The organism is Haloterrigena salifodinae (genome assembly GCF_003977755.1).
GTDB lineage: Archaea > Halobacteriota > Halobacteria > Halobacteriales > Natrialbaceae > Haloterrigena > Haloterrigena salifodinae.
In genome coordinates, this window is sequence record NZ_RQWN01000002.1 from 358,796 (window position 1) to 384,034 (window position 25,239).

A 25,239-nucleotide genomic window follows, 5' to 3' on the forward strand; every position below is an offset into this window, starting at 1 on the left:
CCATGACCGCCAGTGATGACACGCTCCCGATCGCTCGCAGTCCGGACCCGGACGACCCCGTCGTCCCCGCCGCTCTCGTCCTCACCGCGGCGTTCGAGGACCCGCTGGACGAACGCCAACCGTGGCTCGAGCGCTACGAGATCACCGACACTCTCGCGGTTCCGGGCGCCGAGACGCCGGTCTACCTGACCGACTCGGGGATCGCCGTCACGACCACCGGCATCGGCAAGAGCGACGCGGCGACGACCGTCACTGCCCTGCTCGCGACCCCGGGGATCGACCTCGAATCGGCCTACGTCGTCTCCTGTGGCATCGCGGGATCGTCGCCCGAGACCGCCGCGCTGGGATCGGTCGCGATCGCGGACGCGGTGGTCGACTGGGATCGGAAACACCGGTGGGATCGCGGGTCGGTGGACGACGCCGGCGAACTCGGCGAATCGACCGCCATCGGCGATTCCACAGATGAGCGCCCGATCGACCTGCTGGCTTACCGCCCGCGAGACTATGTCCACCGGCTCGAGGACGGCCTCGTCGAACGCGCGCTCGCGGCCGCCGGCGACGTCGACCTGCTCGAGGACGACGACGCTCGAGCCTACCAGCGGACGTATCCCGAAGCGCCCGATTCGGGACCGACCATCGAGCGCGGCACGACCGTCTGCGGCGACGAGTTCTGGCACGGCCCCCGCTACGCGCGGGAGGTCGGGTGGCTCTGCGAGGCCTACGGCGTCGGTCCCTACGTGACGACCCAGATGGAAGACGCCGCGACCGCGCGGGCGCTCGAGCGGTTCGACCTGCGCGATCGCTACCTAAGCGTGCGGGCCGTCTCGAACTACGACCGACCGGCGCCCGGCGAGTCGGTTACCGAGAGTTTCGACGGCGATCCGGCGACCCTCGCGCTGGCGATCGACAATGCCGCCCGCGTCGGGGGGAGGGTCGTCGAGGAACTGGTCGAGACGGACCCCCTCGATATCGGCACGGAGCGCGCTGTGTAACAGTAGATAGTAGCGCGATTTTTCATTCAGATATACAGAGAGGATATAGCCGAGATTTCGATAACTATGTGTGCGGATGCAACACTTGACCGCCATCGGTATCACGCTTTCATTCGTGGACCGACTGCTCAGTCGAGATGTGAACTGGGGAGCCAAGAAAGATGCCCAGGTACTGCCGAAAGTTGCGTTACTCATGACACACTTTTTATGCCATTGTATAGTCCTCGTTCGTATGGATCCGACCGATTATCTCCAGAACGGGACAGTCAGCGTATCGGACGACACATATGCAGTTTGCCGGACCGATCACAATCATCCCGATGCATTTGCGACCGTCCAAGACGAGACAGAGACCACGGTGGTCGTCGAGCAGGATGCTGTCGATACGGTCGATGCCAGTGAGATTGAGTCCGATTGGAAGCGACTGACATTCGAGATGGACCTCCCGTTTGAACTCGTTGGCTTTCTAGCGGCGGTTGCGTCAGCACTTGCCGAAGTAGATGTTTCGGTGTTCGTCATCTCTACGTACTCAACCGATCACGTGTTTGTCAAGGAAGACGAGCTTGATACTGCTGTTCTGCGGCTCGAAGATTTGGGATGTAATGTCTCCGACTGATGGCGATCGACAGTGAGATCCACGATACCGGTAGACCGAACTCGTTCTCCGTCTTGTACGTCGATTATGGTACTGTTCAGAAATACGGGTAGCAGCTCCGATCAGTGCTTTCCCTGTACTGAGCGCGATTTTCACGCCGAACTCTGAATGAGAATCCGTGTTACCAACTACTGATACCGTTTCCGATCCGGTAACTCGTCCCTGCAAAAGTTAGATCACGCCGTCGCTCCGGAGCGCCTCGAGGGCGGCGACGACGGCCCCGCGCTCGTCGTCGCGGACGGCCCGACTCTGCTCGAGTTGCAGGCCGCCGGCGCCGTCCCGCGAGAGCCAGTTGACGAAGTTGTTCGGACTGACGCCGGCGTAGGGGCCCGAAGAGACCGACTCGACGGGATCCGAAACCGCCGTCTCGAGGCGGTCGCTGACGCGTCGTTTCGTCTCGGCGTCGGTGGCGCCGCCGACGAGCACGCGATCGTCGCCGAGGCCGTGGAAGCTGACGACCGTCTCGAAGCCTCGGTCGGCGATCTCGCCGAGCAGCGGGTACAAATCGGGGGAGAAGGAACTGGACGGCGGGTGCCACAGCTCGAACGGCTTCCGCTGATCGTCGTAGCCGAGGCAGGCCCAGCAGCTGGCGGACGGGAGACGCGCCGTCAATTCGACCGCCTGCTCGGCGGTCCAGGGTTCGACCTGCCCGCCGTGGGCGGCACAGACCAGCACCTCGTCGTTTTCCCCGTCGTCGTACAGTAACTCGGTGTAGTGGCCGGTGTCAGTCTCCTCGAGTTGGTGGGTCCGAACCGTCGCTCGAGTCACGACGCCGGCTACGCGATCGATCGAAAAAATTCCCGGCCCGTCTAGAGCCAGCCGGCGAGGGTCGTCGCGAGCGATTCGGCCGTCAGGGCGCTGCCGACCAGCAGAACGAGCGCGACGAGCGCGAAGGCGACGTTCTCCTTCTTCGAGACGTCACCGTATCGGTTGACGGCGCCGATGAGTCCGAGGACGGTGACCGGCAGGGCGATCAGCCCGTTGATCGCGGGCATGATGATCGCCATCCGGACGGGCGTGAGGCCGGTGTTGATCAGCAGCCAGAACGCGGCCAGCGCCGAGAGGACGATGAGGCCGACGACGGTCGCGCGAAAGCGCGCGTCGCCGAAGACGGTGTGATGGCCCAGCGCCTGCGGGACCATGTAGCCGGCGCCGAACAGCGTCCCAGTCGCCGAGCTAAAGCTGGCTAGCAGTGCCGCGATCAGGAAGACGTAGAGCGCGCCCTGACCGAGGGTCGCCGCCAGCGGTTCGCCGGGGCCGGTGAGCGTCATCGTCCCTTCGGTCAGCGTGATCGCCGAGACGATCATCACGAACGCGCCGATCGTGAGCGTCGTCATGATCCCGGCGGCGTTGTCCCGTCGGTAGGCGTTGACGTCGGTCCACTCCTTGGTCGGGCCCATGCTCGACTGGATGAAGAAGTTCGGCCAGTAGACGGTCGTTCCGAGCAGCGCGATGACGGCCGTGAGATAGCCGATATCGCTGACCAGCGTCGGAACGAGTCCGGCAGCGACGTCGCCGATGGGAATCTCTAGCCCGACGAGCAGGAGGCCATAGGAGGCGAAGACGGTGATCACCATCGCGGCGATCGCACCCTCGATGCGCTCGTAGACCCGCAGTTGCACCAGCGCGACGCCGACGCCGGCCGCCACCAGGATCCCGATGAGGACGTTGTCCAGACCCGGGACAAGCCACGCCAGCGCAGCACCGGCGATCGCGTAGTTCGAGATCGACCAGAGGGCGCTCATCGCGGCCATCGCGACGATGAGGGCGCGACCGCTGACACCGGGCAGGTAGTCGACGATGTAGTCGGTCAGCGGTTCTCGGGAGACCGCAAGCCGGGCCGACATGTCGTGGAGGGCGATGTCGATGAGGAAGGCCAGCGGGAGGACCCACAGCAGCGCGAACGCGAAGTTCGCGCCGGTGTCGGCCAGGATGTAGACCGATCCCGCGCCGAAGACGTTCGCCGCGAACAGCACGCCGAGCCCGTACGTTTCCAGTAGGTCGGCGACCGTCGCCTGCACGCCGCCGACCTCGTACGTTTCACTCGCCATCGGCGACCACCTCCGGACGTGGGTCGGCGCGCGTGATGTAACGGGTGACCGCAGCGAATCGTGATTCCATACCCACCAAACAGGCAAGATGGGGGAGTGGGTTCGGCTTGCACCGTCCACCGACGCATAAGTACCCGGCAACTGCAACCGCTCGGCCATCAAAGCGAGCCGGGCAGTTAATCCTCGAGACGAGTTACACGGAACCGGCTACTCGGGAGTCACCGATGGAACGAAGCGACGGATATCCCCTCACAGTACTCGACGTGGTCGACTAGATGCCGGTACTCGCCGCGGTAGAAAACGGAGCGCCCCTCGAGTCGATGTAAAGTCGATGTGAGAGCGATCGCAGACGGGTACGGTTCAGGCCTGAAGCGCCAGTCCGGCCGCTTCCAGCGCTTCGTCGGTCGACAGATCGTCGTGGACGACGCCGGAGACGGCGGTCGCGATGGCCTCGGGGTCCTCGTGCTGGAAGACCGAGCGGCCCATCGAGATGCCGGCGCCGCCGGCGTCCATGACGCCCCGGACCATCTCGATCGTTTCGCGGTCGGTGCCCTTCGAGCCGCCGGCGATGACGACCGGGAGTCGGGTCGACTCGGCGACGTGTTCGAAGCTCTCAGCGTCGCCGCTGTAGCCCGTCTTGACGATGTCGGCGCCGAGTTCCTCGGCGAGGCGGACGGCGTGGCCGAGCGCCTCGGGATCCTCGGAGTCGACGCCCGGACCGCGGGCGTATGCCATCGCGAGGACCGGCATGCCGAGGCGCTGGGCGTCTTCGGTGACCTCCGCGAGCTGGGCGATCTGGTCGGGTTCGTGATCGGAGCCGACGTTGATGTGGAAGGAGACGGCGTCGGCGCCGACGCGGACGGCCTCTTCGACGGTGCCGGTCATCCGTTTGTCTTGCTCGTCGGGACCGATCGTCGTCGAGCCGTTGAGGTGGACGATGTACCCTTTGTCGTTTTTGTGCTCGTGGACGCGGGAGGCGATCCCCTTCTGGGTGAGGACGGCGTCCGCGCCGCCCCGGGTCACGCCGTTGATGGTTGCTTCGATGTCTTTCAGTCCCTGAACGGCTCCCATCGTGATCCCGTGGTCCATCGGGATGATCACGTAGGAGTCGTCTGTGCCAATTCTGTCGAGTCGCGCGTCAATACCTGTGGTAGTCATTGCGAGTGTGTAGCAATCTTGCGGTTATGGCTGTTCTGGTTCCGGTGTATCTTCCGCATCGACCGTGAGAGACTCCGCGCCCCGAACTGCGCCGCGTTTGAGTTCCTCGGCTTTGGCCTCGAGATCGGCCGCCGGATCGTCGCTGCCGGCGACGATGTCTATCAGCGCGCTGCCGACGATGACGCCGTCGGCGCCGGCCTCGACGATCTCGGCCGCGTGGTCGCCCTCGCTGACGCCGAAGCCGACCGCCTTGGGGACGTCGTACTCCGAGAGGCGCTCTAAGCTCTCGTGGGTCGCCGTCGAAACGTCCGCGCGGGCGCCTGTCGTCCCGAGGCGGGCCTGAACGTAGGCGAAGCCCGAGACCTGCGACATGATCGTCTCGAGGCGCTCGCCTTCGGTCGTCGGCGCGACGATGAAGACCAGATCGAGGCCGTGGTCGTCGCAAGCCTCGCGCAGCGGGTCGGCCTCCTCGGCAGGGAGGTCGGGGACGATGATCCCCGAGAGGCCGGCCTCGGCCGCGCGCTCGACGAAGGGGCGGACATCCGGCTCCGAACCGTATTGGAGGATCATGTTGTAGTAGGTCATCACCAGCAGCGGCGCCTCGGTCTCGAGGTCGTCGACCAGCTCGAAGAAGCCTTCGGGGGTCGTTCCCGCGTCGAGCGCCCGGTTGATCGCGGCCTGGATCGTCGCGCCCTCGGCGACCGGTTCCGAGAACGGCAAGCCGAGTTCGATCAGGTCCGAGCCGCCTCGATCGAGGGCCTCGACGTACCGCTTGGTGTCCTCGAGCGAGGGATCGCCCGCGGTGATGTAGGTGATGAGCGCGGGGTCGTTCTCGCGGATGGCGGTCTCGATGTCGCTTTCTGGGGCGGCGTTCGAATCGTCAGTCATCCGTCGAACACCTCCACGTCCGGTGCCGCCTCGAGATCGCGTTTCTCGGTCTCCTCGAGGACCGTCTCTAAGTCCTTGTCGCCGCGGCCCGAGACGTTGACAACGACGAGGTCGCCCAGCTCGTCGTGCGATTCCTCGAGGTAGCCGAGCGCGTGACTCGACTCCAGCGCCGGGATGATCCCCTCGAGTCGCGAGAGCCGGTGGAAGCCGTTGAGCGCGGCCTCATCGTCGACGCTGACTGGCGTGACTCGCCCCGTCTCGGCGAGATACGAGAGTTCGGGACCGACGCCGGCGTAGTCCAGTCCTGCGCTGACGCTGTGGGACTCCATGATCTGGCCTTCCTCGCTCTGGAGGAGCTTTGTCATCGCGCCGTGGAGGACGCCGTCGGTCCCCGTCGAGAGCGTCGCGGAGTTGGGCGCGAGCCCCTCCTCGGCGTCGATCTCGAGGCTCGAGCCGCCGGCCTCGACGGCGTAGAGGTCGACGTCCTCGTCTCGCGGGCTTCGCCCGCTCGATTCGTTCGCGAACCGTGGGTCCGCGCAGTCCGGCACGAACTCGTGGAAGGTCCCCATCGTGTTCGAGCCGCCGCCGGCGCAGGCGACGACGCTGTCGGGCAGGCGGCCGGCCTTTTCTCGGATCTGCTCGCGGGCCTCGCGGCCGATGACGGCCTGGAAGTCCCGGACCAGTTTCGGGAACGGGTGCGGGCCGACCACGCTACCGATCACGTAGTGGGTCGTCTCGACGGTGGTTGCCCAGTCGCGGAACGTCTCGTTGATCGCTTCCTTCAACGTCCCGCTGCCGGCCTCGACGGGGTTGACCTCGGCCCCGTTCATTCGCATCCGGTAGACGTTCGGGCGCTGGCGGTTGACGTCGGTCCGGCCCATGTAGATCTCGCAGGGCATGTCGAGGTGGGCCGCGGCCATCGCGGTCGCGGTCCCGTGTTGGCCCGCGCCGGTCTCGGCGATGATCCGCTCTTTGCCCATGTACTTCGCGAGCAGGACCTGTCCAAGCGCGTTGTTCAGTTTGTGCGCCCCGCCGTGGACGAGATCCTCGCGCTTGAGGTAGATCTCGCGGTCGTATCGCTCGCTGAGTCGGTCTGCGCGCTGGAGCGGCGTCGGTCGCCCGCCGAAATCGTGCATCCGCTCGCGGAACTCGTCCATGAAGCCGTCCTCGTTTTCGAGGACGTAGCGCTCGTAGGCGTCCTCGAGTTCCTGTAACGCCGGCATCAGGGCCTCGGGGACGTACTGGCCGCCGTAGTCGCCGAACGTGGACTCGCTGTCGCGCTCGCGGTTGTGTTCGGGATCGCTCGTGCTCATTGCTCGTCTCCGTCGGTGAGTGTGTATTCGCTCATGTCTCGTCGTCCTCCGCCTCGACCAATCGCCGGGTGTTCTCGGTCACGTCGCTGTCGCCCGCGCCGTGGTCCATGATGGCGCTGCCAACCAACAGGGCGTCGGCGCCAGCCGCGCGCATCCGGCGGACATCCGCGGGCGAGGACACGCCGCTCTCGGCGATCAGCGTTACGTCGTCCGGAACCCGTCTCGCGGCTTCGCCGCTCGACTCGTCGAGGCGCGTCATACGCCTCGCATAGGGCGCCACCGACTCGAAGGTTTCGAGGTCGACCTCGAGTCGCGCCAGATCCCGGTTGTTGACGCCGATAATCTCGGCGCCCGCCTCGAGGGCGGTCTCGAGTTCCGCCCGGTCGTGGACCTCCACGAGCGGCTGGAAGCCGCGTTCGCGGGATGCGGCTACGAGTTCCCCGAGCGTCTCGGGCTCGAGGAAGCGGACGATTAGTAACAGGAGATCGGCCGCGACGGCATCCAACTGCGCCTCGCGGAGGAGGAAGTCCTTCCGGAGGACGGGGACGTCGACGGCCTCACGGATCCGGGTCAGCGACTCGGTGGACCCGCCGAAGTGGCTCGGCTCGGTGAGCACCGAGATGGCCGTCGCGCCGCCATCGACCATCGCCTCCGCCAGTTCGACGGGATCGTCGTCGCGAGTCCCGTCGGCGGTGGGGCTCGTCGGCTTTACCTCGGCGATCACCGGAACGCGGCCGTCGGCCTCGGCCCGCGCGACGGCGTCAGGCAGCGACCGCGCGTCGACGTCGACCACCTCGTCGCCTCCGGGGCGCTCCCGGGCGGCCTCGAGGATCGACTCGACCGCCGGTGCGAGATCCGTATCAGTCTCCATTGTTGTACATCGACGTACTCATATGTACAAAAGGCTTGCGCCATCGGGGCGCGATTCTCGAGTTACAGGTGTTTGCGGTGGCGCGCGCTGTGGCGCGGTGAACCGCGGCTCGACACTGCGCGAGGGATGAGGACCGCAGTGACGGAGGAGCGAGGACCGTAATCGGCTGGGGAGGGTGTGGCGCTCATCGTTGCCAGGAATTGCAGACCGCTCGTATCTTCGTCGAAAACGGAGTTATTACGGAACGGTGTCCTACCGATTCCGTTCAAATGCGTCGACCGGCGATTATTCAAGTCCCTACCGCTTACGATGACGTATGGAGGACGTCACGGATGCCGGAATCTACGCGCGGGAATCGTCGTACCTCGATCGACACGTCCAGCTCGGGGCCGCCAGCGGACGCGTGCTGAGCGTCACGTTTCCCGAGCGACCCGACGACGACGCCGAGACGGACCACCCCGTGCTCGACCGCATCTTCGAGTACCTCGACGGACTCGAGGAGATCACCTTCGACGACGTGCAGGTTGCCCTGACGGTGCCGACCGACCAGCGGGCCGTCCTCGAGTCAGTCCGGGAGATCCCCTACGGCGATCAGGTCACCGTCGACACGCTCGCGAGGATGACCTCCGGGCTCGACCACGAAGACGAGGACGACGTCATTCTCGTCCGAACCGCCTTGGACCAGAATCCGGCGCCGATCCTTATTCCGGACCACCGCGTGCGCGACGGCCCCAGCGCCGCGCCCCCGGCTGTCGAACAGAAGTTGCGCTCGCTCGAGGAACTGTAGCCGCTCTCGAGTTCGGTGCGGCACTCGAGACACTGAACCGGTTTCTCGCCGTGCCGTCGGTTCGACCCGATCTCCGTCGCGTCAGTCGACACGATACCCAGTAGTCACCGCTCTCTTCGTTAGTCGACGATCCAGACGGCGTAGATGTAGAGCCCGATGCCGGCGAAGACGGCGAAGGAGGACGCCTGATCGAGCGATGGCACCCGGGTGAACAGGAACGTCAACTGGAGGACGCCGCCGACGACGAGACAGGCGGCTGCACCGAGGATCGCCCGCGGGGCGACTCGCACCTCGCGTTGCAGGAAGAGGATCGTGCCGACGCCGATCGCGATCACGGCGAAGACGAACTCGGCGGCGTAGGTCGCCAGCGGTTCGGCGGCGACTTGTCCGTAGATCAGGAGGACGAAGTAGAAGACGACGGCGAAGAAGATTCCGCGGTAGATCGCCGCCGGAACTTCGTCGGGCCCGTTCGTAGCCATACCAATACCGACCGAACCCACCCCCTTAGCTTTCGAGGGTCTCGGCCCACTCGAACTCGAGGCCCTCGTGAACGACGAACTCGAGGGCGTTGATCAGGTAGTGGGCGACGACGACGACCACGAAGCTCCCGGTGACGACGAAGACCGTCGCGAGGACGAATCCGAGCAGCCCGGTAACGAGGATGCCGACCGACCCCTGCATCCCGTGGCCGAGGGCGAACGCGATCGAGGAGACGACCGCCAACAGCCACGGATCGACGCCGAAGCCGGTCGAGAGGGCGCCGATCATCGCCGCCCGGAACAGCAACTCCTCGAAGCCGGCGATCAGCGGGAGGACGAACGCCAGCAGCACCACCCACTCCCACGTCGTGTCTGGCGCCAGCAGCGTCCGCAACTGTTCGTCGTGGTCGAACCCGATATGCGTCGCCGCCGCGGCGCCGATCTCGTTGGCCGCGTAGAGGACGAGTCCGGCCGCCGTTCCAACCACGAGCCCCTCCCGGAGGAACGCCGTCGAGAACTCGATCCCTAGCGCGCCGACGGGGATCCCGGTGTAGAGGACCGCCCCGAGGAGGACGCTCGCGAACAGCCCCTGCGAGAGCGCGACGTTCGCCAGGAGTTCCCCCGCGGACAGCGACTGCGGATCGAGTTCCTGTTGTGGCTGTCCGTCGGAGCGCGCGCCGGTTCCGGATACCTTTGCGGGGTCGGACGGCGACTGTGTCCGCTGCGTCTCGACCCCACGTTCGGCAGCCGTCGGATCGTTTGCGGTAGTCGGACGGTTAGCGGCCCCAGAACGGCCGTCGCGATCGGCCGTCGCATCGGACTCCGATTCGGCCGCCGTCTCCGCGTCCGCACCGACACTCGAGTCGGCGCCCCCCGCCTCGTCGTTGGCGGGCGCGGCCGTGTCGTGTGAATCGCGGCGATGGCTTCCCGAGTCGAGTTCAGATGTGTCGCCTCGAGCGCTCGAGACGGACGCGGACTGTGGGGACGCAGTATCGGTGCCGTCGCTGGCGGTCGAATCGTTGTCGGAGAACGCGCTCTGTGTCAGGTGTGAGAGAACGAGCAGCAAAACGAGGACGACGCCCGTAACGCCCGCGAACGTCGCCCACTGAGCCATTGGTCGTTACTGCGGGCTCGGGTTGGAGCCGCTGCCGACGGAGCCCTGGCTCCCCTCGAATGCGTTGCTGGTGATCGACTTGAGGCGATCGACCAGGGAGTCCTTCTTGGGTTCGCCCATCAGCGCGACGTCGAGCACTTCGCTGATGTTCGAACACGGGATGATCTCGATCATCTCCTCGTACTCGTCTTCGATCATCACGTCCTGTTCGTTAGCCTTCGGGATGATGACCTTCGTACAGCCGGCCTTCGCGGCGGCTTCGATCTTGTGGGTGACCCCGCCGACCGGGAGCACGTCGCCGCGGACCGACAGCGAGCCGGTCATCGCGACCGTCTGGTCGACCGGGATGTCCTCCAAGGCGCTGATGACGGCGGTCGCCACCGTGATGGAGGCGGAGTCGCCGTCGACGCCCTGTTGGCCGGCCTGGACGAACTGGATGTGGATGTCCTTCTCCGAGAGATCGACGTCGGAGAACTTCTTGATGATCGCGGAGACGTTCTGGACCGACTCCTCGGCCATCTCCTTGAGCTTCCCGGTGGCGATCACCTGACCGCCGCCTTGTGCGGGCGCGATCTCGGCCATGACCGGAAGCATGATCCCCGAGTCCTCGCCCATGACGGCGAGGCCGTTGACCCGTCCCTCAACGCCGCCCTCGGCGACCTCGAGTTCGTAGTCCTTGCGGCGCTCGATGTAGTCGTCGGCGAGCTGTTGCTCGATCGAGCGCGAGCGGCCCTTGGCCTGCAGGACGTCATCGCGGGTGGTGAACTCCCGATCCTCCGAGCGGGCGATGTCGCCCGCGACGCGGACGAGTCCGCCCAGCGTCCGGAAGTGCAGCGTGAGGTGGTTCTTCCGCCCCGAGCGACGCTTGGCCTCGAGGAGGACCTCCTCGACGGCGTCGTCGGTGAAGTGTGGCAGACGGCCGTCGCGTTCGACCTCCTGGGCGATGAAGCGCGCGTACTTGCGCCGCATCTCGGGGGTGTCCTCGATGGTGTCCTCCATGTACACCTCGTACCCGTACCCTTTGATACGGTTCCGGAGCGCGGGGTGCATGTTCTCCATCGCGTCCAGGTTGCCGGCCGCGATCATGATGAAGTCACAGGGGACGGGCTCGGTCTGGACCATCGCGCCCGAGGAGCGCTCGGACTGGCCCGTGATGGCGAACTCGCCCTCCTGAATCGCGGTCATCAGCTTCTGCTGGGTGCGGATGTCGAGCGTGTTGATCTCGTCGACGAACAGCACGCCCTTGTTGGCCTGGTGGATCGAGCCAGGTTCGACGCGGTCGTGGCTCGGCGTCTCCATGCCGCCGGACTGGAACGGGTCGTGGCGGACGTCGCCCAGCAGCGCGCCGGCGTGGGCGCCGGTCGCGTCCTCGAACGGCGCGGTGCGCTTGTCGCCGTTGTTGACGATCATGTTGGGCACCATCGCGTCCGATCCGCGGTTCGTGTAGCGGAAGATCAGCCAGACGATCCCGGCCGCGAGGATGCCGAGCAGGATGTTTCCGACGGCGAGGATCGCGTACGCGAGGATGATCGCGACGATGATCCACATCAGGATCGAGCGCATCTGGTTGCGCTTGCGAGCTTCCTCCTTGTGGGCGTCGATGATCTGTTCGCCTTTCCCCGCCGGGACGGTTCGGACCTTCGGCTCGTTGCCGTCGTCCGGGTTGTGGTAGACTAAGACGTCCTGGAGATCCTCCTGGGGGAGCAGCTGACTCATCGCCTTCGCCAGCATCGACTTGCCGGTCCCCGGCGAGCCGATCATCATGACGTGGCGACGCTGCTTGGCTGCCTTGATGATGATATCGCGTGCTTCGTCCTGGCCGATGACCTGGTCGACGAGTCGGTCGGGAACCTCGATTTCCTCCGTCGAATCGATCTTGAGACCGCCGAGCAGATCGTCCTCGGCGATATCCTCGTCGATTTCGACGCCCGGATCGACCTCGACTTCGCTGCCGAGATCTTCGACGGTTTCGATGTCGTCCTCGCTCGAGTCCGGCTCGAACTCGTCGACCGGATCGTCGAACTCGTCCCCGTCGTCGACGTCGTCGCGCTGGTCACCGTCCTTCTCGAGCGGCGACCGTTCTCCCTGACGCTCCGACTCCGGCTCCGTGTCCTGGGGCCGTGGCTGGCCCTGCTCCTCGTCAGGTCCAGCGTCGGTGGCGTCTTCGGGAGGGTCGTCAACGTTCGTATCGTTACTCATAGAACTCTGTTCAGTACCTGATTCGAAGGGATTGGGACTGATATACTTTCTCCATGCGGAGGATGGTGACAGTGGCTGAATATCGGCCCCACAGCGGCCGACGGGGTGGTTCAGCGATTCGACGCGTCGTCCTCGTCGAACGCTATTTCGGCGGAGATTGTATGGTAGCATAGCTCATAATACTCCCGCCGATCGCGACGACCCGTCGGCGAACTCGCCACGCTTATGCATGCCGCCCGAGCAGGTTCCGGTATGACCCGGGGGTTCTACATCGGCCGGTTTCAGCCCTTCCACAACGGCCACCTCAGCATGGTCGAACAGATCGCCGAGGACGTCGACGAGCTCGTGCTCGGGATCGGAAGCGCCGACGACTCACACACCGTGCACAACCCGTTCACGGCGGGCGAACGCATCATGATGATCACGAAGTCGCTCGTCGACTACGACCTCGTCACCTACGCCGTTCCGATCGAGGACTTAGAACGGAACTCGGTGTGGGTGAGCCACGTCCAGAGCATGAGCCCGGACTTCGACGTCGCCTACTCGAACAATCCGCTGGTCATCCAGCTGTTCCGCGAGGCCGACATCGACATCCGCCAGTCACCGATGTTCAACCGGGAGGTCCTGGAGGGCAGCGAGGTCCGCGAGCGGATGATCACTGGCGGTGACTGGGAGTCGCTGGTCCCCGAACCCGTCGTCGATACCGTCGACGAGATCGGCGGCATCGAACGGATCCAGATGATCAGCGACTCGGATTCGAACGGCGACTGACCGCCTTCGAGTCCCGTCCCCGGCGGAACGGGCTGTGACCGAGGCTGCCGGAGCCCTCGAGACGGCTGGCCGGCGCCGAGACGTATCGATTTTCACCGTCCGCCTCCTACCGCCGTCCATGATCACGCTCGCGTCGGATTTCGGGACGCCGTACCCCGCGGCGATGAAGGGAGTGCTCTGTCGGCGAACGGACGCCAGACTGGTCGACGTCGCCCACGATTTCCCCCGGCAGGACGTCCGCGCCGCCGCATTCTGGCTCCGCGAGGTGCTACCGTACTTCCCGCCGGCCGTACACCTCGTCGTGATCGACCCGGGCGTCGGCACCGACCGCAATGCGATCGTCGTTCGCGCGGGCGAGCACGCGCTCGTCGGGCCCGACAACGGCGTCTTGCTCCCCGCCGCCCGCCGGCTCGTCGGCGGTCGGGACGCCTCCCTCGAGACGTACGTCGTCGACGAGAGGAGGCTCGAACCAACCGAACCCGCTGGCGGTCCGGTCAGTCCGAGCGCGACGGCGCTCTCGGCGGACTCCGACGCCGGTGGGAACGAAGGCGGCCGAGAGGGACCGGCCAGCGCCACCTTCCACGGCCGGGACGTCTTCGCGCCCGCCGCCGCCGATGTCCACGAGGCCGGCGTCGACGCGCCGGCCGACCTCGAGTGGCTCGATCCGCTCGACGGCGATCCCGTCAACTGTTCGCTTCCGGAGCCGACGCTCGAGGACGACCGCGTCGTCGGTGAGGTACTGGTCGCTGACGACTTCGGGAACGTCATTACGAACGTTCCCGGTGACGTCCTCGCCGGCTGCGATCGGATCGTCGCTAACGGCGAGACGGTTCCCGTCGGGGAGACCTTCGCCGCTGTACCGGTCGGGGAGCGACTCGCGACGGTTGGGAGCCACGGCTACGTCGAATTGGACGTCAATCGGGGGCGTGGCGACGAGGCGTTCGACCTCACGGTCGGCGACGGAGTCGTCCTCGAGTCGGCCGGGACGGACCGCGCGAACTGAGCCGCAGTTTCAGCGGCCGACCGACGGGACATGTTGCTCGGGATCGACGACGATCTCGCCGGTCGAGTGGACCGTGACGACACACGTCGCGAACGGAAAGGTGATCCTCCCGTCGACATCTGCCACGTCGGCCCGTCGCCAATGGCCGAGCAGCGAGTTCAGTGCGTCCGGCTCGACGGCCGCCGAGAGCCGCTCGAGATCGTCCGTATCGACCTCGAGCACCGACGCGACGGTGATCACTACGGCCGTGCTCGCCAGCTCGTAGGTGCCGTCGTTGCACCAGGTGTGGTAGGTCCCGCGGTCCTCGTCGTAGTAGATCGTCTGCCCCCCGTCGTCGTCGACCGGCGTCAGGTTCCTCCTCCAAGCGGGTCGGGACATAACGTCTCTAGATACCGTGTGTTAACATTTATCATTACTGGCCAGACTGTCATCCGAACCGATAATCACGCAGTCAATCGAGGCGTCCGTTCGTTCTCGCTATACGTCACTTACCTGATGACAAGGTGTGCGTCATTCTCTTCGCGCGGGTCCTCGTTCGGCGAGACCGCCATCGACTGTCCGTCGTCTGCGAGTGCCCGACCGAGGGAGACGAGTCATCCGAACTGCGGTCGACGAGTTCCCACCGCTGATTCGCGCCGCTCGTCCAGTGCCACTGAACGACGTTCTCGCCGGAGCTCTCGGCGTCGAGGATGCGACCGCTGTTCGCGTTGACGAAGCCGTAGCGGTCGTTCGCACCGGTCCACGACTGCTGGACGACGTCGGCGCCGCCGTCGGTTCCGGCCGCTTCGACGCGAGGACCTTCCCGCTGTGAACGGCCTCGAGGCTAGGCCGTCTCGTCGTCGCGAACGGGTGGCTACCGCTCGCGGTGAGACGGCGTCCGTACGCGGTCGCGAAAAGAAAGAGGGGTTCAGCGACGGCTCGGCGGCGTTACTCGGCGGCGATGACGTCGTCGATGCGGGCGATCATCGTCGCGGCCTCAGTGGCGCTCTCGATGGCCTCGCGCTTGACGTCGGCCGGATCGATGACGCCGTAGTCGAACGGATCGTCGATCGTGACTTCCTCGCCGCTGGTGATCAGGCCGGCTCGCCCCGTCGAGTCGTGGGCGGCGCGGAGATCGACGAGCGCGTCGATGGGATCTCGGCCGGTGTTGGCTGCCAGCGTGCGCGGGACGATGTCCAGCGCGTCGGCGAAGGCGTTGACGGCGAGTTGCTTGCGGCCCTCGATGCCGGCGGCCTCCTCGCGGATCTTGTCCGCGATGGCGATCTCGGTTGCGCCGGCGCCGGGAACGACCTCCCCGGAGGCCAGCGCGGTCGCGACGACGTCGAGCGCGTCGCCGATGGCGCGCTCGAGTTCGTCGACGACGTGTTCGGTGCCGCCGCGGACGAAGACGGTGACCGTCTCGGCCGCTGCGCCGCCCTCGACGAACGCGAGGTCGTCGTCGCCGTAGTTCTCGGCGCTGATGCGGTCGGCCTGACCGAAGTCGGCTTCCTCGAGGTCGTCGAGGGCGCCGACGCGGGTGGCACCGGTCGCGGAGACGATGTCCTTGGCGTCGCTGTCGCCGATGCCCTCGAAGACGAGCACGCCCTCGCTGGCGAGATAGGAGGCGACACGGTCGTCGACGTCCTCGGTCGTGAAGACGACGTTGGCGCCGCTCTCGGCGACGGTCTCGGCGTAGCCGCGGACCTCGCTCTCCTCGGCGTCGATGGCGGTGTTGAGCTGGTCGATCGAGTCGATCGAGTACTCCGCGTCGATCTCGCCGGTGCGGACGCCGAGCTCGACGTCGAGGACGGCGAGCGACGCGTCCTCAACCTCGCTGGGCATGCCGTCGTGGGCGGGCTCCTCGTCGATGACGATACCCGGGACGAGCTCCGTCGCGTTCGAGGAGGCGCCGATCTGGGTATGGACGGTGACGTTGTCGCGGGCGACGCCGTCCTCGAGTTCGACGTGACGGATCGCTTCGACGACCGTCTCGGCCAGCGACTCGGCGGTGAGACCGCCGGTTCCTTTGCCGGTCATGCTCGATTCGGCGACCTGCTTGAGCACTTCGTCGTCGACGACCTCTTCGCTGACCTGTTCCGAGATCGCCTCGAGGGCGATCTCGCTGGCCTCGTGGTAGCCCTCGACGATCGTCGTCGCATGGACGTCCTGTTCGATGAGGTCCTCGGCCTCACCGAGCAGGTTGCCAGCGATCACGGCCGCGGTCGTCGTCCCGTCGCCGACCTCCTCCTCCTGGGAGTCGGCGACCTCGACGATCATCTGTGCCGCGGGGTGCTCGATGTCCATCTCGTTGAGAATCGTCGCACCGTCGTTGGTGATGACGACCTCGCCGCCGGAGTCGACGAGCATCTTGTCCATCCCGCGGGGACCCAGTGTCGTTCGTACCGACTCGGCGACGGCCTTGCCGGCCATAATATTGGACGACTGGGCGTCGCGGCCCTGCGTTCGCTGACTATCCTCGCTCATAATGAACATAGGCTGTCCGCCCATGCGTCGCTGTTGTGCCATAGTTGAATCCTCACTACCTATGTCGTCAGCACTTCTATATAAAAGTTTCCCACTCGCCACCGCTCCCTCTGGCGATTGCGCGAATGAGAACGTCACCCACTGTCCCCGAGGCTCCCCGTTTTCGTCCCGCGAATCGTGGATTCCGGTGTCGGTTTCGGCGCGCCAGTCGCGGTCGCCCGTCCCGAGACGCGACTCCCCACCGCCGACGCCGACGGCTCCGCGGGCCGGTAGGGAAATATAGCTCCGGTGGAAAGAGCCGCCACGAATGCTCGAGCTGGAACACGGGTTTCGCATCGTAGACGTCTACGCGCGGCTCTCCACCGGCGATACCGGCCCCCGCGTCGACGGTCGCTCAGTCACGCCCGACCAGCTCGAGCGGGAGATGCACCAGGCGGGAATCACCAAATCGATCGTTTTTCCGCCCGCGCGCCCGAACCGGCGCTACCTCGCGCCGAACAACGGCGTCGCCCGCCGCAGCGTCGATCGTCCGTTCGTCGCCTTCGCGCGGATCAACGGCACGCGGCGGCCGACGGCGTTAGCGACCGATCGCCTGCGAAACGCGGTCCGGAGCCGCGACGACCACCACACGTCGCCGGCGGATATCGAACGCTACGCCTACGACGACCGATTCCACGGCTTCGTCCTCGATCCAAGCGCCGACGACTACCCCGACGCGGACGTCCTCGCGACCCTCGAGGCCGTCGACCTCCCTGTCATCGTTCGCGGTGGCGCCGACGCCACCCCCGAAACCCTCGCGTCCACCCTGCTCGAGCGCTCGTTTCCCGTCGTCGTCGCCCACTTCGGCGGCCACCCCCTCGACCGGTCGCTCATGCACGACCTGATCGACCTGCTCGAGGAGTACGACGGCTGTTACCTCGAGACGAGTTTCGTCCGCTACCGCGATCCCCTCGAGCGCGCGCTGCTCGAGCACCCCGATCGAGTCCTGTTCGGCAGCGGCGCGCCCGCCTGCCACCCCGACGTCGCCGTCATGGAAATCCTCACGCTCGACGTCTCCGAGGACAAGTTGTGGCGCATCTTCTCGAAGAACGCCGCTCGCGTTATCGATGCGCTCGCGCCGGCCGGCGGCGCCTGATCGCGTCCGCCAATTGTCAACTATTTTTCTCTTGGTCGAAAGGCTCATGTCTCAACGGACGAAGATATCTTCGATCTCGCATGGCGGAGTACGCGGCCGAGCGGTGTGCCGACTGCAACGGGAAGCAAAAACGACGCGCCGACGGCTCGATCTGGTGTCCGAACTGCGCGCTGTTCCGACCGACGACTCCGAAACCGTGAACCGAAACCCGTCCGCTCGACGGTGACCGCTCGATCGAAGTCGCCACCGACGCCGCGGGTCGGCTACGGGTTCGTCTCCGCGGTCCGTCCCGTTCCGAACCCCGTCGCTAGGCCGTCTCAAGCCGAACGTCGTCAAAGCGACGGGTGATCTCGGTCTCCCAGACGACGTTCATCCCGACTGCGACCGTGACGTCGCCCTCAAGTTCGCCGACCGAGTATGAGTAGGGTTTCCACCCGCTGTGGTCCTCGATATCCTTCTCACGGTTGAAGTCCTCCTCCGAGAGCCCGTCGTCAGGTTTCTCGCCGGCGAAAAACGCTACCTGAGACATCCGGTTGGCCGAGTTCGCTCGGCTGTAGACGTCGACCGTCACGGTCTCAACGTCGGTGACGTCGACGGATTGCTCGACCCAGATCGTCCCGTCGTCGGCGACGCCTTCGATGTACAACTCCAGCGACCGGTCGCCGTCCGACGCGTCGTCGGCGGTGGTCGAGGCGGAGTGGTCGACCGGTTCGTCCTCCTCTCCGGGGGTCGCTGGAAGGTCTTTTCCGACCGTCCACCCGGACAGTTCCTCCTCGAACGAGGGATTGTGAAGGGTGGCTTGAGCCGGTTTCTCAGGGGAGTTGTTCGGATCGTCCGTCTCGTTCTCGGGATCTGTGGTCTCGTCCGGATCCGCCCCCTCGTCGGGACCGTCGTCGCTGAGTTGCGAACAGCCGGCGATTCCAGTGGCGAGTGCGCTTCCGAGACCGATCGCGTACGTTCGTCGGTGCATCCGTCTGCCCGTGCTCGCCCGGACACAACGAAGCTATCCCAAGCTGAAATAACCCTTTGAGCGACGTTCTGACACCTCCCGCTGCGGTACCCGTCTCCGAGACAGGACGATCCGCGAGCACAAGGTACCGAGCACCGGCGGATACAGCCCACGAATCGAACGCTGAGTCGATGCGGACGTTCTTGCCGCGGGAGGACTCGAGATACTAGTACTGAAGAGATGGCCTCGAGATCTGCGGCGCGCGGTTCGGAACGCCCTATTTCACCGGTTATCGGCGTCGGTCTCGCCGTCGCGATCACGCTGGCGGCGGCGATCGCCGTCGGCTTCCTCGCTGTGGTCGTGGTCGGATAGGACGGCAGTCGCTGTGTGCTGCGTACTGTTCTGTCACCACAGCGGCGCGTGTTCGGCCGGCCCGTCCGGAAAACTCGTCGAAGAGAACTCGAGTCGGCGACGCACTCAGCCGATGTACCGCAGGTCGTCGTCCGTCGGCACGTCCATCTGCTGTTGTTGCTGTTGTTGTTCCATCTCCTGGATCTTGCCGATGACTTCCTCCATCTCGTCGGCCCGCTCGTCCAGGGATTCGTACTCGAGGTCGAAGCCGAGGGTTTCCTCGAGGACCTCGAGGACCGCGCGGGCGCTTTTGGGGTCGACCAGATAGCCGCTGGTCTCGCCCATCAGACACGCCCCGTCGAACCCGCGGCGGCCGCCGAGGCCGAGCAGGAGTCCGGAGACGCCGACGATCCCGCCGGCGGGTTCGTCCTCGCGGAACTCGACGCCAACGTCCTCTAACTCCTCGAGCAGCGACTCGTTGCTGACAGCACCGACGACGGCGTACTCCTCGATGAGTTCACCGGTCGGGACGCCGCCCAGCGCGTAGAGTTTGCTCGCGCCGAACTCCTCGGCGATGTCGAGGAAGGCGTCGGTCAGAATGTAGTGACCGTCGTTAGTCTGGGCCTGATGATCCCCGGTCAGCAGTAACAGATCGCGGCCGTCTGGAACAGTGACGGCGTGAATTTCAGCGCACGTGAGGTCCGTGACGCCGTCTTCGACGCTCACCTGCGGCGGAAATTCCTGGGAGTAGACTCGGCGCACGAGCGTGCTGTCGGCCTCGAGTTCCTCGAGCAGGTGCTCGACGGCGAGGCTTCCGACGTGTCCCACACCCGGCAGCCCCTCGACGAGGACGGGGTCGTCTAGTTCGACCTCGGCGACTGCGTCGATCTCGAGTTCGTCCATACCGTATCAGCGACGGCGACGTTTAAGAGCGCGTCGGTACTCGCCGTACGGATCGTTCGGATCGAACGGGGCCGGCGCGCTGTTTTCCGCGTCGGCGCCGCAGTTGGGACAGGAGTCAGAGAGGGTATACACCGGGCGGTCGTGTGCGTCGCGCCACGCCGAACACACCCGGATATCCGACTTCATGCGTTACTCGTCGTCGGTGCGACGCTCACGGTGGTACTCGCCCGAACCGCCTTCGGACTCGATCTCCCGGACCGCGCGCTGTGCGCTCTCCTCGAGTTGGCTCTCGGCGGTCTTGTAGTTGGGCGCCTGCACCTCGATGCGGTACTCGGGCGCGCCGACGTAGCTGACCTCGAGGTCGACTTCTTCTGGCACTTCGCCGTTTCCTTCGGCGGCCTCAAGTGCGGTGCGGATGCCGTCGACGCCGCTCGGCGACGGGTTCTCGAGGTCAACGTAGCCGGTGACGTTAACGTACGGCACCGAGACGTTCTCGCGAGCCGTGTCGACGATCGACTCGATCTCATCGTCGGAGAGATCGGTGTCCTCGAGGGCTTCCTCGCCGTGGATCGCGGCCTGCTTGAAGCCGTCGTAGAGGCTGCCGTGGGCGCCGATCAGCTCGTTGGCGATCGCGGTGTAGCTCTCGTCGTCGACGTCCTCGCCCAGCGCGATATCCATCCAGTTGTCGGCTTTCTGCTCGTTTTTCCACTCCTGGATCTTGTCGGAGCGCTGGTGGTCGTTGACGTCTTTCAGCGAGAGATCGATCTGCTGGGATTCCTCGTCGATCTCGAGGACCTTGCAGACGACGATCTGGCCCTCGCGGACGTGATCGCGGACGTTCTTGATCCATCCCGAGGCGACCTCGGAGATATGGATCAGGCCGCGCTTGTCCCGGTACTCTTCGAGATCGACGAAGACGCCGAAGTCCTCGATTTCGTCGATCTTCCCGACGACGAGTTCGCCGGGGTCGGGCCAGCCGCTGTACTTCATCGTGACTCGACTGTTTCTACGATCTCGTGTTCGATCTCGGCTTTGCCGCCGGTCGGTCGCACGAGCGTCGTGCCGCAGACGGCACAGGCGACCTCCGAGGAGGCTTTGCCGAAGACGGTCTGTTCGTTCTCGCAGTCACTGCATCGAACGCTGTAGAAATTTCCTGCCATTTGAATCACTCCTGGAACTCGAGTCGGCCGGTGCGCCATCCCTCGCGGAGGTGGGCCTTGCCGCACTCGCTGCAGCGGTATTTGAGGTCGGTCTTCTTGGTAGGCTTTTCGCCGACCGGCACCTTCGAGAAGCGACCGGAGTTACCGATGCTCGAGGTGGTTCGCCGGGTGCGGCGAGCGTCCCACTTGAGACCACTCGAACGGCCCGTTCGGGACTTTTCGACTTCGTGTTCGTGGTGTTCGTTGCAGTGCGGACAGTACGTATTGAATCGGCGTGGCATCTGCATGGTTATCTCACTTGGCGTGGGCTAAGGCAGCGCTGTTTAAAACCCGTTTGGTTCGTCGCCGTCAGTCGATCGGGCGCGGAAACTGTCACCCGGGAATAAGTGACCGGCGACTGACGTCTGTACGCTTACCTCGGCATTTGGGAACCGATAGCATGGCAATGGGGTGTGACAGCACGCGATGGATTTCAGCAACCTCCTCCCGGATTCTGGCCGTCTTCGGACGGACAGCCGCCGGGAAGCGACCGACTTCGTGACGGATCGACTCGAGTCGAGCGCCGAAGCGGTCGGCGAACTGTCGACGCAGGTTCGCGACGCGGCGAGTCGACGGGCGACCGACGTCGCCGAGCGCGCCGTCGACGACCTCCTCGAGCGCGCGCTCGATCGAAGCGCCGACGACCTGCTCGAGGAAGTCCTGTGCGAGCGATCGGCCGCGTCGGACGAGACCGCGAGCGCTGCGGGTACCGCGGATCGGGACTCGAGTGCGGTCGCGGGCGACATCGCCCGCTCGGACGGCGAGACTGACCGTCCGATCGACGATCCGCTCGCCGAGGCGTGCTCCCGGCTCTGTGCGCGACTGGACGACGCGACGGACCGTCCCGTCGATCGCTGCTAACAGATCTGCTCGAGCGCGACGCCGTAGTTGTCGGCCACGAACTCGAGCGCGCGCTCGCCGAGGAACTGCCCGCGCTCGTGGCGGATCTGGAGACGGAACTGGCACAGATGGAGTCGAGCGGTTCCGCGGCCTCGACGCGCTCCGCTCGAACTCGACCGGGTCGCTGGCGCTCGTTGGGCTGTTCGTCGCCAACCTCGCCGCGATGACGCTCGGGACCTACGTCTCTCGAGAGCGGGCGCCGCCGATCCCTGATGAGATCCGCGGCCCGAACGGAGAGACCGTCGTGACCGCCAAGCAAGTCCGGACGGGGAAGAAGGCGTTCCAGGCCAACAGGCTCATGAATCAGGGGTCGGTCCTGGGCAACGGCTCGTACTTCAGGGTCGATCTGACGGCTGACGCGCTCGAGTTGGAAGCCGAGTACATGCGAGAGTACTACGCGCGCCAGCGCGAGAGCGACTCGTTCGACTCCCTTCCGGAAGGCGACCGGGCGGCTGTCGAACGGCGCGTGGAGCGGGAACTCGACGCAGACGCGCCCGAGGGCGAGATCGCCCGGTACTCGGCGGCGGAGGTTTACGCCCACCGACGGCTCCGCGAGGCGTACGTCGACCGCTACTACGGGGGCGCTCCCGAGGGGGGATTCCGCAGGGTTATGTCGACTCGCCCGAGGAGGCCGCCCGAATCGCCGACTTCGCCTGCTGGACGGCCTGGATGGCCCACACCAACCGTCCCGGTTCCGACCACTCCTACACGAACGACTGGCCGTACGTGCCCGCGACCGGGAACTGACCAACCGGCCAGATCGTCGTCTGGAGCACGATCAGCGTCGTCCTGCTGATCGGCGGCGGCGGGTTCGGCGTCTGGGCCTACCATTCCTTCGACGTCGCCGAGCCGACGACCGAACTTGTCGACGTTCCCTCGCCCGACTCGGTGTCGGTTACGCCGGCCCAGTACGCCGCCGCGCGGTACGTCCCCGTGGCGGGCGCGCTGTTCGTCGTTCAGGCCCACGTCGGGGCCTTCCTGGCCCACCACTACGTCGAGCGGACCGGTTTCTACGGTATCGGAGAGGCGTTAGGGGTCGACCTCGTCTCGCTGCTGCCGTTCTCGGTGGGTCGGACCTGGCACGTCAACCTCGGCATCCTCTGGATCACGATGCTGTGACTCGCAGGTGGGCTCTTCCTGCCGGGGCTGTTCACCCAGCGCGACCCGCTGTGGCAGGCCGAGAGCGCGACCGCGCTGCTAGGCGTGCTCGTGACCGCCACCGTCGGCGCGTTTGCGGGCGTCTGGCTCGGGACGCGGGGCTACTTCGGCTCGCCCGGAACGAGCGGCGACGACGGCGACCTCTAGTGGTGGCTCGGTAGCGAATCGAAGCGGTTCGACGGTTCGGCTTTCCCACTCTCGCCATCGAGTGACGCGAGAACGCGACTAACGCCGAAAGACAGAAGGCTTAATCTACTCTCGCGAGAAGTCGCCGACATGAAGCGGCTCATCATCCACGGCGATCCCGGGATCCGGAAGGGGGCCATCGTCGACTACAACGGGACGGAACTGGTCTGCTTCGGGATCAACCGCAACGGCGAGTGGCACGGTCCCGAGGAGGTCCAGCTGTGGTGTACCGTCGGCACCGAAGACGAGTACGAGGACTACGAGAAGCGCAACTACACGCCCCACTTCCTCGACGTCGACCGCGTCGACGCCGAAGACGTCGACGTCATCCGAGCAAAGGCCGACCTCGCGGTCTGAACCGCCCGCCGGTTCGGCACGGGCACCGAGTCCCTCCGAAATCTTTTGTGTGCGCGGTCGATACTGTCGCGACCACGGATAGATGCGTCTCTGCTGGACCTCCAGGGATCGAAAATCCGAAACCGATGCTCCGGTCAATGATCGATAGAGCCGTGTTCATCGACCGAGACCACCGGCCGAGCCACCGACGGAGTCCACGATGAGCGATTCGCTCGGGGAGGCCGTTCGGACCCGGCTTCGCGCGTTGCTCTCGACGGCGCGGTTTAGCCAGTTCGCCGGCGTCGGGATCGTCGGTGCGACGGTCGATATCATCGGCCTCGCCCTGCTGGTCGACGTGTTCGAACTCTGGTATCTAGGGGCGAAAACGATCTCGTGGGAGCTGTCGATCGTCGTCATCTTTGCGATCAACGAACACTGGACGTTCGCCACCTACGGGGACATGACGCCTCGAGCGCTGGTCCGGCGGTTCCTGCGCTCGAACGCGGTACGGTTCGCCGGTTTCCTGGTCACGTTGACGGTCTACGGCGTGCTGGTCGATCGGTTCGGCGTCTGGTATCTGGCGGCGAACGTCGTCGGAATCGTGGTCGGCTTCTTCGTCAACTACACCTGCGAAAGCCTCTACACGTGGAAAGTACATCACGACTGACGGTAGAAATCCCCATACGGCGCCCGAATCATAACCCTTAACTAGTGCCCTCGGGTATGATGTAGTAGCGGGATGGGATAGCCAGGAGATTCCGGCGGGCTCATAACCCGCAGACCGGTAGTTCAAATCTACCTCCCGCTATTTTTCGAGACGAACACTAACGCCGAGCACAGCAAGGCGTTTCGTAAGTCTCGAAAATAGCCACGTAGATTTAAAGCAGGGAGCAGCTTCGCTGCGACCGTGGTTCAAATCTACCTCCCGCTATGTTTTGGCGCAAACAAACTTGTGAGCGCCATCCATAGCACGATGGTCGTTTGAACCAGACGGCGCCCGAACGGAGTGAGGGTGACGGCGTGGTTCATATCTCCCTTCCGTTACTTTTCGAGACGAACACTAACGCCAAGCACAGCGAGGAGTGGCGCGAGTCTCGAACGTAGCCGAGTAGATTTGAAGGAGATAACGAGGGAGCGACGCGACCGGCGTCGGCGCGGTTCAAATCCCTTCCGAGCCATCGATAGCATGGCGGTCGTTTAACTGGCGGGCGCCCGAACGAAGAAGGATAAGAACGCGGTCGGCATTCCGCACCGATCAGTGCTCACGACGGCGTCTCGTACCGCTCGATCCGGTGTGCGTCTCAGACGAAAGTAAATATCACAGCACCGGTTCGCAAAATTGTTATATTTGAAACGCAGACTCAACTAGTAGCCCTGG

30 protein-coding genes and 1 tRNA gene are annotated in these 25,239 nt (G+C 65.3%); 13 read left to right on the forward strand and 18 right to left on the reverse strand.

Annotation, left to right across the window (positions count from 1 at the left end):
• Nucleotides 1-2 precede the first annotated feature (2 nt).
• Both EH209_RS10580 and EH209_RS10585 read left to right on the forward strand, forming a co-directional pair.
• Nucleotides 3-992: a phosphorylase family protein gene (locus tag EH209_RS10580; RefSeq protein WP_126662878.1), complete on the forward strand. Its 990-nt coding sequence runs from the start codon at nt 3-5 to the stop codon at nt 990-992.
• A 232-nt stretch (nt 993-1,224) separates the two neighbouring features.
• Nucleotides 1,225-1,608 carry an ACT domain-containing protein gene (locus EH209_RS10585; protein ID WP_126662879.1) on the forward strand — a complete coding sequence of 128 codons (384 nt, stop codon included), beginning with the start codon at nt 1,225-1,227 and terminating at the stop codon, nt 1,606-1,608.
• 210 nt (nt 1,609-1,818) lie between these two features.
• On the opposite strand, the gene EH209_RS10590 is transcribed toward EH209_RS10585, so the two are convergent.
• From EH209_RS10590 to trpC, 6 genes are all read right to left on the reverse strand, one after another.
• On the reverse strand, nt 1,819-2,415 hold the full coding sequence (locus tag EH209_RS10590; protein WP_126662880.1) for a poly-gamma-glutamate hydrolase family protein: 597 nt from the start codon (nt 2,413-2,415) through the stop codon (nt 1,819-1,821).
• A gap of 41 nt (nt 2,416-2,456) precedes the next feature.
• Nucleotides 2,457-3,698 carry an NRAMP family divalent metal transporter gene (locus tag EH209_RS10595; protein ID WP_126662881.1) on the reverse strand — a complete coding sequence of 414 codons (1,242 nt, stop codon included), beginning with the start codon at nt 3,696-3,698 and terminating at the stop codon, nt 2,457-2,459.
• Between the two features lie 360 nt (nt 3,699-4,058).
• Nucleotides 4,059-4,856, reverse strand: a complete 798-nt coding sequence (locus EH209_RS10600; RefSeq protein WP_126662882.1) for a 2-amino-3,7-dideoxy-D-threo-hept-6-ulosonate synthase — start codon at nt 4,854-4,856, stop codon at nt 4,059-4,061.
• A 24-nt stretch (nt 4,857-4,880) separates the two neighbouring features.
• Nucleotides 4,881-5,744 (reverse strand): tryptophan synthase subunit alpha, encoded by an 864-nt coding sequence (gene trpA, locus EH209_RS10605; RefSeq protein WP_126662883.1) that lies wholly within the window; start codon nt 5,742-5,744, stop codon nt 4,881-4,883.
• Nucleotides 5,741-7,057: a tryptophan synthase subunit beta gene (trpB, locus tag EH209_RS10610; protein ID WP_126662884.1), complete on the reverse strand. Its 1,317-nt coding sequence runs from the start codon at nt 7,055-7,057 to the stop codon at nt 5,741-5,743. Before trpB ends, trpA begins: the two co-directional genes overlap by 4 nt.
• Before the next feature lie 31 nt (nt 7,058-7,088).
• Complete coding sequence (trpC, locus tag EH209_RS10615) at nt 7,089-7,928, reverse strand: indole-3-glycerol phosphate synthase (RefSeq protein WP_126662885.1); 840 nt, start codon at nt 7,926-7,928, stop codon at nt 7,089-7,091.
• 316 nt (nt 7,929-8,244) lie between these two features.
• Between trpC and EH209_RS10620 the strand changes: the two genes are divergently transcribed.
• The gene (locus tag EH209_RS10620) at nt 8,245-8,715 is read left to right on the forward strand and encodes an MGMT family protein (protein ID WP_126662886.1); all 471 of its coding nucleotides are present in this window, start codon (nt 8,245-8,247) and stop codon (nt 8,713-8,715) included.
• Nucleotides 8,716-8,834: 119 nt separating this feature from the next.
• Here EH209_RS10620 and EH209_RS10625 read toward each other — a convergent pair whose 3' ends face one another.
• Genes EH209_RS10625 through lonB form a run of 3 tightly spaced genes read right to left on the reverse strand, consistent with a single transcriptional unit; the run spans nt 8,835 to nt 12,507 of the window.
• Complete coding sequence (locus tag EH209_RS10625; protein WP_126662887.1) at nt 8,835-9,194, reverse strand: hypothetical protein; 360 nt, start codon at nt 9,192-9,194, stop codon at nt 8,835-8,837.
• Between the two features lie 25 nt (nt 9,195-9,219).
• Nucleotides 9,220-10,308 carry a CPBP family intramembrane glutamic endopeptidase gene (locus tag EH209_RS10630; RefSeq protein ID WP_126662888.1) on the reverse strand — a complete coding sequence of 363 codons (1,089 nt, stop codon included), beginning with the start codon at nt 10,306-10,308 and terminating at the stop codon, nt 9,220-9,222.
• A gap of 6 nt (nt 10,309-10,314) precedes the next feature.
• Nucleotides 10,315-12,507, reverse strand: a complete 2,193-nt coding sequence (lonB, locus tag EH209_RS10635; protein WP_126662889.1) for an ATP-dependent protease LonB — start codon at nt 12,505-12,507, stop codon at nt 10,315-10,317.
• A 252-nt stretch (nt 12,508-12,759) separates the two neighbouring features.
• Here lonB and EH209_RS10640 point away from each other — a divergent pair, with 252 nt between their 5' ends.
• Nucleotides 12,760-13,278, forward strand: coding sequence for a nicotinamide-nucleotide adenylyltransferase (locus EH209_RS10640; protein WP_008896242.1), 519 nt, complete (start codon nt 12,760-12,762; stop codon nt 13,276-13,278).
• 118 nt (nt 13,279-13,396) lie between these two features.
• Entirely contained in the window at nt 13,397-14,281 is an 885-nt protein-coding gene (locus tag EH209_RS10645) for an SAM hydrolase/SAM-dependent halogenase family protein (RefSeq protein WP_126662890.1), read from the forward strand.
• Nucleotides 14,282-14,290: 9 nt separating this feature from the next.
• On the opposite strand, the gene EH209_RS10650 is transcribed toward EH209_RS10645, so the two are convergent.
• Together EH209_RS10650 and EH209_RS25100 are read right to left on the reverse strand one after the other, a co-directional pair.
• A complete protein-coding gene (locus EH209_RS10650) occupies nt 14,291-14,659 on the reverse strand; it encodes a HalOD1 output domain-containing protein (RefSeq protein ID WP_126662891.1) in 369 nt (122 codons plus the stop codon).
• 106 nt (nt 14,660-14,765) lie between these two features.
• Nucleotides 14,766-14,972: a hypothetical protein gene (locus EH209_RS25100; RefSeq protein WP_394343694.1), complete on the reverse strand. Its 207-nt coding sequence runs from the start codon at nt 14,970-14,972 to the stop codon at nt 14,766-14,768.
• Here EH209_RS25100 and EH209_RS24610 point away from each other — a divergent pair.
• On the forward strand, nt 14,928-15,092 hold the full coding sequence (locus tag EH209_RS24610) for a hypothetical protein (RefSeq protein WP_249038782.1): 165 nt from the start codon (nt 14,928-14,930) through the stop codon (nt 15,090-15,092). The genes EH209_RS25100 and EH209_RS24610 overlap by 45 nt on opposite strands.
• Before the next feature lie 116 nt (nt 15,093-15,208).
• Here the strand turns inward: EH209_RS24610 and thsA are convergent, their stop codons facing one another.
• Nucleotides 15,209-16,753: a thermosome subunit alpha gene (thsA, locus tag EH209_RS10660; RefSeq protein WP_126663577.1), complete on the reverse strand. Its 1,545-nt coding sequence runs from the start codon at nt 16,751-16,753 to the stop codon at nt 15,209-15,211.
• Between the two features lie 298 nt (nt 16,754-17,051).
• On the opposite strand from thsA, the gene EH209_RS10665 reads away from it, so the two are divergent.
• Nucleotides 17,052-17,879, forward strand: coding sequence for an amidohydrolase family protein (locus tag EH209_RS10665; RefSeq protein WP_126662892.1), 828 nt, complete (start codon nt 17,052-17,054; stop codon nt 17,877-17,879).
• A gap of 307 nt (nt 17,880-18,186) precedes the next feature.
• Here the strand turns inward: EH209_RS10665 and EH209_RS24615 are convergent, their stop codons facing one another.
• The 6 genes from EH209_RS24615 to EH209_RS10695 form a co-directional block, all read right to left on the reverse strand.
• A complete protein-coding gene (locus EH209_RS24615) occupies nt 18,187-18,849 on the reverse strand; it encodes a hypothetical protein (protein WP_249038783.1) in 663 nt (220 codons plus the stop codon).
• A gap of 456 nt (nt 18,850-19,305) precedes the next feature.
• Nucleotides 19,306-20,082 (reverse strand): proteasome assembly chaperone family protein, encoded by a 777-nt coding sequence (locus tag EH209_RS10675; RefSeq protein WP_126662893.1) that lies wholly within the window; start codon nt 20,080-20,082, stop codon nt 19,306-19,308.
• 6 nt (nt 20,083-20,088) lie between these two features.
• The gene (locus tag EH209_RS10680) at nt 20,089-20,268 is read right to left on the reverse strand and encodes an RNA-protein complex protein Nop10 (protein ID WP_126662894.1); all 180 of its coding nucleotides are present in this window, start codon (nt 20,266-20,268) and stop codon (nt 20,089-20,091) included.
• A 3-nt stretch (nt 20,269-20,271) separates the two neighbouring features.
• Nucleotides 20,272-21,072, reverse strand: a complete 801-nt coding sequence (locus tag EH209_RS10685; protein WP_126662895.1) for a translation initiation factor IF-2 subunit alpha — start codon at nt 21,070-21,072, stop codon at nt 20,272-20,274.
• On the reverse strand, nt 21,069-21,242 hold the full coding sequence (locus EH209_RS10690) for a 30S ribosomal protein S27e (RefSeq protein ID WP_126662896.1): 174 nt from the start codon (nt 21,240-21,242) through the stop codon (nt 21,069-21,071). Before EH209_RS10690 ends, EH209_RS10685 begins: the two co-directional genes overlap by 4 nt.
• A 5-nt stretch (nt 21,243-21,247) precedes the next feature.
• Entirely contained in the window at nt 21,248-21,529 is a 282-nt protein-coding gene (locus EH209_RS10695) for a 50S ribosomal protein L44e (protein WP_126662897.1), read from the reverse strand.
• Nucleotides 21,530-21,707: 178 nt separating this feature from the next.
• On the opposite strand from EH209_RS10695, the gene EH209_RS24620 reads away from it, so the two are divergent.
• From EH209_RS24620 to EH209_RS10715, 6 genes are all read left to right on the forward strand, one after another.
• Nucleotides 21,708-22,142, forward strand: coding sequence for a hypothetical protein (locus EH209_RS24620; RefSeq protein WP_249038784.1), 435 nt, complete (start codon nt 21,708-21,710; stop codon nt 22,140-22,142).
• A 202-nt stretch (nt 22,143-22,344) separates the two neighbouring features.
• Nucleotides 22,345-22,977 carry a hypothetical protein gene (locus EH209_RS24625; protein WP_249038785.1) on the forward strand — a complete coding sequence of 211 codons (633 nt, stop codon included), beginning with the start codon at nt 22,345-22,347 and terminating at the stop codon, nt 22,975-22,977.
• 92 nt (nt 22,978-23,069) lie between these two features.
• Nucleotides 23,070-23,300: a hypothetical protein gene (locus EH209_RS24630; RefSeq protein ID WP_249038786.1), complete on the forward strand. Its 231-nt coding sequence runs from the start codon at nt 23,070-23,072 to the stop codon at nt 23,298-23,300.
• A gap of 315 nt (nt 23,301-23,615) precedes the next feature.
• Nucleotides 23,616-23,882: an HAH_0734 family protein gene (locus EH209_RS10705; RefSeq protein ID WP_126662898.1), complete on the forward strand. Its 267-nt coding sequence runs from the start codon at nt 23,616-23,618 to the stop codon at nt 23,880-23,882.
• 199 nt (nt 23,883-24,081) lie between these two features.
• Entirely contained in the window at nt 24,082-24,528 is a 447-nt protein-coding gene (locus tag EH209_RS10710) for a GtrA family protein (protein ID WP_126662899.1), read from the forward strand.
• 66 nt (nt 24,529-24,594) lie between these two features.
• A tRNA-Met gene (locus tag EH209_RS10715) sits at nt 24,595-24,669 on the forward strand.
• Nucleotides 24,670-25,239: the final 570 nt, after the last annotated feature.

Coding starts and splice junctions, on each gene's coding strand:
- EH209_RS10600 (WP_126662882.1), bottom strand. CDS start 4,856: ATGACTACCACAGGTATTGACGCGCGACTCGACAGAATTGGCACAGAC.
- lonB (WP_126662889.1), bottom strand. CDS start 12,507: ATGAGTAACGATACGAACGTTGACGACCCTCCCGAAGACGCCACCGAC.
- EH209_RS10675 (WP_126662893.1), bottom strand. CDS start 20,082: ATGGACGAACTCGAGATCGACGCAGTCGCCGAGGTCGAACTAGACGAC.
- trpC (WP_126662885.1), bottom strand. CDS start 7,928: ATGGAGACTGATACGGATCTCGCACCGGCGGTCGAGTCGATCCTCGAG.
- EH209_RS10690 (WP_126662896.1), bottom strand. CDS start 21,242: ATGGCAGGAAATTTCTACAGCGTTCGATGCAGTGACTGCGAGAACGAA.
- EH209_RS10640 (WP_008896242.1), top strand. CDS start 12,760: ATGACCCGGGGGTTCTACATCGGCCGGTTTCAGCCCTTCCACAACGGC.
- EH209_RS24615 (WP_249038783.1), bottom strand. CDS start 18,849: ATGCACCGACGAACGTACGCGATCGGTCTCGGAAGCGCACTCGCCACT.
- EH209_RS10705 (WP_126662898.1), top strand. CDS start 23,616: ATGAAGCGGCTCATCATCCACGGCGATCCCGGGATCCGGAAGGGGGCC.
- EH209_RS10685 (WP_126662895.1), bottom strand. CDS start 21,072: ATGAAGTACAGCGGCTGGCCCGACCCCGGCGAACTCGTCGTCGGGAAG.
- EH209_RS24625 (WP_249038785.1), top strand. CDS start 22,345: ATGACGCTCGGGACCTACGTCTCTCGAGAGCGGGCGCCGCCGATCCCT.
- EH209_RS10595 (WP_126662881.1), bottom strand. CDS start 3,698: ATGGCGAGTGAAACGTACGAGGTCGGCGGCGTGCAGGCGACGGTCGCC.
- thsA (WP_126663577.1), bottom strand. CDS start 16,753: ATGTTCATTATGAGCGAGGATAGTCAGCGAACGCAGGGCCGCGACGCC.
- EH209_RS10630 (WP_126662888.1), bottom strand. CDS start 10,308: ATGGCTCAGTGGGCGACGTTCGCGGGCGTTACGGGCGTCGTCCTCGTT.
- EH209_RS10710 (WP_126662899.1), top strand. CDS start 24,082: ATGAGCGATTCGCTCGGGGAGGCCGTTCGGACCCGGCTTCGCGCGTTG.
- EH209_RS10620 (WP_126662886.1), top strand. CDS start 8,245: ATGGAGGACGTCACGGATGCCGGAATCTACGCGCGGGAATCGTCGTAC.
- EH209_RS10625 (WP_126662887.1), bottom strand. CDS start 9,194: ATGGCTACGAACGGGCCCGACGAAGTTCCGGCGGCGATCTACCGCGGA.
- EH209_RS10580 (WP_126662878.1), top strand. CDS start 3: ATGACCGCCAGTGATGACACGCTCCCGATCGCTCGCAGTCCGGACCCG.
- trpA (WP_126662883.1), bottom strand. CDS start 5,744: ATGACTGACGATTCGAACGCCGCCCCAGAAAGCGACATCGAGACCGCC.
- EH209_RS10695 (WP_126662897.1), bottom strand. CDS start 21,529: ATGCAGATGCCACGCCGATTCAATACGTACTGTCCGCACTGCAACGAA.
- EH209_RS10680 (WP_126662894.1), bottom strand. CDS start 20,268: ATGAAGTCGGATATCCGGGTGTGTTCGGCGTGGCGCGACGCACACGAC.
- EH209_RS10585 (WP_126662879.1), top strand. CDS start 1,225: ATGGATCCGACCGATTATCTCCAGAACGGGACAGTCAGCGTATCGGAC.
- trpB (WP_126662884.1), bottom strand. CDS start 7,057: ATGAGCACGAGCGATCCCGAACACAACCGCGAGCGCGACAGCGAGTCC.
- EH209_RS10650 (WP_126662891.1), bottom strand. CDS start 14,659: ATGTCCCGACCCGCTTGGAGGAGGAACCTGACGCCGGTCGACGACGAC.
- EH209_RS10665 (WP_126662892.1), top strand. CDS start 17,052: ATGCTCGAGCTGGAACACGGGTTTCGCATCGTAGACGTCTACGCGCGG.
- EH209_RS10645 (WP_126662890.1), top strand. CDS start 13,397: ATGATCACGCTCGCGTCGGATTTCGGGACGCCGTACCCCGCGGCGATG.
- EH209_RS24620 (WP_249038784.1), top strand. CDS start 21,708: ATGGATTTCAGCAACCTCCTCCCGGATTCTGGCCGTCTTCGGACGGAC.